Raw genomic sequence first — 6301 nt, forward strand, 5'->3', positions numbered from 1 at the left:
GTCCAATTTTAGAGGCCCGCCGCCAAAGTCAAGGCTAGGGTCGAAGAGCATGTGCCCAGGGTTGTCAGAGAAGATTTCCGACGATGCGTCTCTTGTGGTATTTCAGACTGGTAAGATTCAGTCTGGCATTTTGTTTGCCTCCGCCCGGAGCGTAGGCGCCGCGTTTAATAGTTCCGAGTCTCTGGCCCGGCTTTGCATCTTCGCCGTAGGCGCGGCCCTTGATCTGTATTCTCTGCGGGCCGTTGTTCCTGTGCCGAATCGCATCGTACCCGGCTGTGCGCGGCGGAGCGAGTTCAAGGCCGAGCAGGTCCGCGGCTACATACTCCGCGACCTCTCCGGTGACGCCCAATGGTTTTTTTGTGAGCTGGTAGTATTCAGCGGCTAGCAGTTTGACGGACGCCAAGATTTCTCTCACCCGCCTGAGCCACTTCGTCCGCCACGCTTTTTGCAACAATCATCTCCCCGTCGATCTGCACTTTGCCGTTGAAGTCGATGTAGGGAATGGTGAGTAAGACCAAGTCATCGCGCGGCGGGCACTTGCAGTCCTGGGGCCGCCGGCATCCGCTCAGGTCTGAATGCCAGGATCGTCCCTGCATACGATTCCACACGTGATCCGGGATCGGCTCCTGCTTGACTGCAGGCTCTCCATGCGCGTGCTGAAGACAGAGGCAGCCGAGCGCAAGGGCAGCCAGAAGTGCGTTAAGAGTGCTGGCGGGAAAGATCGAAATCCGCTGTTGCAGCATGAGCCTTAGCACGGCCTTGCCGCCCCCAAAGGTAGTACGGGCAACACTACCGAATGTTGGCATATAAAGCCTGTCCGCGCTAGTATCGCATTTCGCGTGATGTGCCCAGGAGGAGCGAGCATGGCTGCCATAAAAGCATTCCGCGATCTGGTACGCACGTACCGGCAAGCCAAAATTGAGTTCCCTCAGCTCAAATCAGTTTCGCTCGCGATGTGGATCCTTGAATCCGGACGGGGAAAGTCGGATCTCGCTGCCAAATACAACAACTTCGCCGGTATAAAATGGCGATCAGAAATGAAGCAGTATGCAAAGAAGGTTTTATACGAGGCGCACGACGGCAAGGATTACTACTGCCACTTCGGCAGTCGGAATGACTTCATCGCTGGTTATTGGGCTTTTCTGGATCGCGAGCCCTATGAGAGGTGGCGCTACCATGTGTCGACCGGCGAGGCCTTCATCCGATTCGTAGGCCCGATATGGGCTGAGAATCCTAGGTATGTGGAAAAGGTGTTAGCGCTGATTGAAGAGGCAGACGGGCTACTTCGGGGCGGAACAGACGCGGCAGGGGTCGGGATAGAGGGAGGATCTTCCATGAACAACGGCGAGACGCTCGATGCCGAAACCGTGTGGGAGTATGAAGACGAGCGCGACGAGGAGGACATTGCAAAGGAGCCAGAGCCAAAACCCCTCGAGCCGCAATTCCTGGACCCAGCTGTTGATCCGGCGTTGGGGTCGACTTTGGCCGAACGCCCTGCGGCCACGCAAGTCACCGTTGTAAACAGGGTCCTGCGCAACGAAGCAGTCCCCGGCTGCACCGTAACCATAGGAGGAGTGACGGCGAGCACAAACCAGTACGGGAATTCCACAATTGACCTTAGCGGGCTGGCAGACGGGGAGTATGCCGCATCGTTCGTTGCCCCGGAGGTGTCCGATGCGCCGATCGGCCCTGACTTCCCGGCGGATCCATCAAAAGAGCGAGTGTGGCGGCGTCTGGAAGGCCGCGTGGAACTGAGAACAGGCAGGATAGTTCACACAGACCAACCGGAATGGCTGATAGCGAACGGACCAGCACTGCGCGTGCTACTGCAACCCGCGTGGCTGAGAGCTCCTATCGCCAAGACTCGGCCATCTGAACCCGACATGATCGTGATCCACCACACGGCCGGGAAGCTGGCCGGCGATCTGAACAGGTTTTTGTACAGCCGGGAGGTCTCGATTCACTATTTGGTGGCCCCCAACGGTGATGCTTACAAGCTCGTGCACGAGAGCAAGGCCGCTGCCCACGCGGGCAAGAGCCATTGGCAGGGCGATGAGGCGCTGAACGGGTCCTCGATTGGCATTGAAATGACGCACATCGACGGAGACTATCCCACCGAGCAGGTCGATAGAGTCGTCGACCTGGTTAAACGAATACATGCAGCTTACCCTGCGATTCCAGCCACGCGCGTAATCGCACATAGCGATATCGGAGTCTGTGATCCGAACGCGAGGAAGCCGTGCAAGCCGGCCAGCCCAGTCCGGCTCGGTCGCAAATCCGGTGATCCAAGCTCGGCTTTTCCGTGGGAGCGGATCGAGGCGCTGAGCCTCAGTTTGCAAATCGCGGACGGGAAGGTGAGCGAAGAAATGTTCGGCGGGTATTTCAAGGTGGAGCCGAAGGGCAAACTCAGACGCGGTGATAACGACGCGAAGGGCATATACGGCGGGAAGAAAACCAAGGGTGTTACTGGGGCGGTAGCCGAGCTCCAGAGAAACTTGCAGGCGATCGGGTATTATATATATCGAGTGGACGGCGATTTCGGGATAGTTACCTCGTGGGCGGTGAAAATGCTCCAGCAGCATATGTTTAGCGGATCACGTAGAACTGATCCGCAGAACAGCGGCGATGGAACTCTGGATTTCGCCTCTGCAGAGATGCTGAAGCGAGTGCTTGGCGAGGTTGAAGCCGTTCCTGTCGCCTAGCTGCTCGTGCTCATAGCCGTTCCCCCGTCCGGGCAGTAGTCGCGAAATGCGCCTCGTTATGCGGCATGGAGGAATGAAATGGGGGGATTCTCGCATGTGATTAGCACCTCCGTGGATAAGCGGATCAAGTTCGTTCTCGAAATCGAGGGGAGGCCCTCAGAACGAATGCTGATACTCAGGGTGCGGCTTGGCGGATACAAACGGCCGGTCGTGGCGGAGGCGTCCTGGTTGGTAGATCACCTCGACAAGAGAATGACCTTTGTTCCGAAGGAGCTATCAACCGCTGTGGAGTACACGTGCCTTGCGGGGTGCCTTATCGGAGTCGGCGCAGACTTACTGAGCTGCCTTGCTTCGGCTGCAAGCGAAGCCGATGTTTGGGCATGCCTCGCGGCGCACGCTGGTCCAGCAGGGATCGGGGCAGTTGGTTGTATTCTCGGGTGCCTGAAGCTTCGCTCCCCAAAGCCGGAGTTGAATGAGCACGTGGAGAAGGCGCGTTGGCGCGCATGATCGCAACAGAGTTCCACTTGCGCCCGCTCAGCGAAAGACGTTCCCGTCCCATCGGATGCTGCCCTGCGCCCCGCCGTGAGCGTGCATATAAATTGCCGGAAGAGGGCCGCCCTCAACGCGCACGCCGGCCCCCAGCATTTCACGCTCGAGCTTTAGCAGCCCGCCGCGCCGCACATAAATATTGACCGAACAGACCTGCGCCCCGCAGAAGGTGCTGCGCGTCCCGTCCGCGCAGTTGATGCCTTCGTGGCTGATGATGAGGTCGGCCTTTCCGTCTCCGGTGAGATCCCGCTCAATGACCGAGGCGGAGTCAATCTGTCCCTGCTTGCCGTCGCACGCCTGCGCGATCTGTTCGGCAACGAGGTAATCTGCAGCTTTCGAGCGGGCTGCCGCTGTAGCCGGCAGCAGGGCGAGAACGACGGCGCAAACAACAGTTCGCATCATGAACCCTCCGGGCTAAGCCCTGGCCGCATCCAGGACGGTAGCTCTAATCGATCACGAAGGATGGGTGATAGCTTTTGTTGCCCTTGCGATCGAAGTCGAACTCGTAGACGACGCACGGAGCGATACTTTGATGGTGCTGCCCCAGGAAGAACAGCAGGCTGTTGGGGCAGGCAGCGAAAATATGGACCGTGGCATCGGGATTATCCTGTTTCACCGCGCGCAGGTGGTTGGACAGTTGCTCCGCCAGTGCGGCGGCATGTTCGCCCCCCGCGACGGTTTGGTGCCCCGCCCCTCCCGGCATAGCGAAGGTTACCAGCCGGCCCACCTTCGGCAAATGCTCAGCGATGTAGCGGCGGGCCTGCGGCTCCACCGATTGCGCGATGCTGACGGCAACGGCAATCTCATTGCCGCCGTTGAGTATGTCTTCTGTTACCTCGAACCGCGCGCCCTTGGCAGCCGAGCCGTCATTCGCGTTCCAGACCCGCGCCCCGACACGGCCTTTCTGCACGAGCTGTGTCTGCACACCCGCCTTCACGTCCAGTACCGCGCCCGCCAAAAAAGCAATGGATGCATGAGCGTCAAGAATTAGCCGCAGGCGCGGTGACTTCCTCACCGCCTCGCGCAGGAAGCTCTCAACCAGCGGCCGGATATCGTGCTGCCAGTCCCGTCCGTCCTGCAGATAGCGCTGCCGAAATAGGTCGGTGAGTAACAGCGTGTTCTCCAGCGCAGCTCCCGCAATGTCGGCGGCCGGCCCGAGAAAGCTGCGTATCGCCACGGGCATGAGCGGATCGGCCTCAGCCGGGCGCTCGACCAGCAGCCCCTCGTCACGGCAGAACTGCAGAAGAGTTTCCCGGGTCAGCGCATTGAGCTGCCGTACCTTCATCTGCCGGGCAAGCTCATCGTAGCGGAAGTCGGAATCAGAAGCGCTGAACGCCATAACTCCGACCACCTGCGCCTTGAAGTTGATCTCGGCCCTCAGCTCATCGAGCGATCGGTGGCCGTCGATGACGCGCAGGCCGCGGACTACAGCTTTCAGGTCCTCGTCGGTACTCAGCAGCAGGTGCTCCCGCCAGAGCTTGCGCACCTTGCCCATGCGGCTCCGGTCCGTCGTTCCATCAAAGAGACGCTCGATCAGCAACGTCCGGTCATGTCCGGAAATAAGGTTGGCCAGCGGATCGCCATCCTTGATCCGGTAAGTAGTCAAAAACGCAAAATGGGCCGTTGCCGGCGCGGTCCGCCGCGCCTGCTGAAGTCTTGGTCTCCTCCAGGAAGATAACCCTACTGTGTCGCTTACTGGACTCGTTTGTGGCCGAATGCTGTGTGCCAGTGGTAGCGAGCTTCGCGTCGGCCTAACCGCAAATCCGAACAAGGTACTCGGCTGCGGTTGCTTCGTTCCCGCCAGTGACACCACACCGTCCTCCAGAGTAAACGCCTGCGCCGTAATGAACTGTGCAGAGGGAAGCTGCACATGCGAGTTCGGCAATGCCGGCCAAATTTGCGGGTGCGTATCACGTGATCCGCCTTTAGGAACTGGTCCTCGTCCTCGTCCGTTTGAACCACCTGCTCCGGCTCCCGCACCTCAATGATGCCGTAGCAGATTGAGGCGGCCAAAGCGCCGTGTAAGTTGCTTACTTTTGATGGTGCAAATCAACCGACTGGGTATATCCTGGGGCATGGAGGTTTCAGCAGAAGTTCGCTGGTTTTGGAACGGAGACACACCGGCCGGGCTAAAGGACTGGTTTGTCGAATCGTCGCTGCACCCGTTTCCGGCTGGCGGCGAGGAGCGGCGAGAGGATATCTACATTCGTGATCCGAAACAGGTCGAGCTGGGGGTTAAAGCGCGAGGAAAAAAGCCAGGTGTGGAAGTAAAGGGGCTCGTCGCCCACCGCGGGCAACTATCAGAGGGGATATTTCGCGGTGAAATAGAACTTTGGGTCAAATGGACGTCCAAAGCACTCACATTGCCCGCCGCGACGATCGTCACTTCAAAGACGCGTTGGCTGCGAAAGTTCGATACTGGTCAAGGAGCTCCTCGGGAGATCGAGCTGGATGCAGACACAAAGCCGGTGCACGAAGCACTGCCTGCCACGGGATGCAACATAGAACTTACACAAGTCGAAACTGATGGTCAGCTTTCTTGGACATTCGGATTTGAGGCCTTCGGTGATCTAGCCGAGGTATCCGACAATCTCAGAGCCGTAGCAAAGCTTATGACAGCGAGAAAGCCGCCTGATTTCGGCAATGCAATCTCAAGAAGCTATCCGGCCTGGCTGGCAGCGGTAACCTAATCCCGGGATGCAGGAGCTTGCCTCAGAAAAACTTGTGCTTCTGTCGCCAAGGGCCAATCGGAGACTCTAAATAAACGACGTGAGATTAACACGGTGTACGGATCATCTATTACTTGACTCAACCATGCAAAGGAGGATCACATGCCTCGCATAATGTTTCAACCGGCATCCGGTACTCAGGGCGGTCTACAGGTTGCAGCGATTACCTTGACCGATAGATCGGGCGCACCCCAGCAGCTTGAAGTCGCGCGCGGCAGCGCGCGGGGCAGAATTTTTTCAATACCCGGGGGGCCAAAACGGGGACAGGTGCGCCGAGAAATAAACATAACCCGGGAGGTGCGCGATGGTGAGGGCGAGGAA

General features: G+C 58.6%; 6 protein-coding genes. 2 read left to right on the forward strand and 4 right to left on the reverse strand.

The window, feature by feature from the left end; genetic code table 11:
- Positions 1 to 64: 64 nt before the first annotated feature.
- Both AC0L2A_RS09275 and AC0L2A_RS09280 read right to left on the reverse strand, forming a co-directional pair.
- Positions 65 to 403: a hypothetical protein gene (locus tag AC0L2A_RS09275; protein ID WP_473608480.1), complete on the reverse strand. Its 339-nt coding sequence runs from the start codon at positions 401 to 403 to the stop codon at positions 65 to 67.
- A complete protein-coding gene (locus tag AC0L2A_RS09280; RefSeq protein ID WP_473608481.1) occupies positions 375 to 806 on the reverse strand; it encodes a hypothetical protein in 432 nt (143 codons plus the stop codon). Before AC0L2A_RS09280 ends, AC0L2A_RS09275 begins: the two co-directional genes overlap by 29 nt.
- A 57-nt stretch (positions 807 to 863) precedes the next feature.
- On the opposite strand from AC0L2A_RS09280, the gene AC0L2A_RS09285 reads away from it, so the two are divergent.
- The gene (locus AC0L2A_RS09285) at positions 864 to 2702 is read left to right on the forward strand and encodes an N-acetylmuramoyl-L-alanine amidase (RefSeq protein ID WP_473608482.1); all 1839 of its coding nucleotides are present in this window, start codon (positions 864 to 866) and stop codon (positions 2700 to 2702) included.
- A 534-nt stretch (positions 2703 to 3236) separates the two neighbouring features.
- On the opposite strand, the gene AC0L2A_RS09290 is transcribed toward AC0L2A_RS09285, so the two are convergent.
- Positions 3237 to 3653, reverse strand: coding sequence for a hypothetical protein (locus AC0L2A_RS09290; RefSeq protein ID WP_473608484.1), 417 nt, complete (start codon positions 3651 to 3653; stop codon positions 3237 to 3239).
- Positions 3654 to 3696: 43 nt separating this feature from the next.
- A complete protein-coding gene (locus tag AC0L2A_RS09295; protein WP_473608485.1) occupies positions 3697 to 4857 on the reverse strand; it encodes an SAVED domain-containing protein in 1161 nt (386 codons plus the stop codon).
- A gap of 469 nt (positions 4858 to 5326) precedes the next feature.
- Between AC0L2A_RS09295 and AC0L2A_RS09300 the strand changes: the two genes are divergently transcribed.
- Positions 5327 to 5941: a hypothetical protein gene (locus AC0L2A_RS09300; RefSeq protein ID WP_473608487.1), complete on the forward strand. Its 615-nt coding sequence runs from the start codon at positions 5327 to 5329 to the stop codon at positions 5939 to 5941.
- The last annotated feature ends 360 nt before the right edge of the window (positions 5942 to 6301 follow it).

This window comes from Mesorhizobium sp. WSM4844 (genome assembly GCF_055811775.1).

Coding starts and splice junctions, on each gene's coding strand:
- AC0L2A_RS09280 (WP_473608481.1), bottom strand. CDS start 806: ATGCCAACATTCGGTAGTGTTGCCCGTACTACCTTTGGGGGCGGCAAG.
- AC0L2A_RS09285 (WP_473608482.1), top strand. CDS start 864: ATGGCTGCCATAAAAGCATTCCGCGATCTGGTACGCACGTACCGGCAA.
- AC0L2A_RS09290 (WP_473608484.1), bottom strand. CDS start 3,653: ATGATGCGAACTGTTGTTTGCGCCGTCGTTCTCGCCCTGCTGCCGGCT.
- AC0L2A_RS09300 (WP_473608487.1), top strand. CDS start 5,327: ATGGAGGTTTCAGCAGAAGTTCGCTGGTTTTGGAACGGAGACACACCG.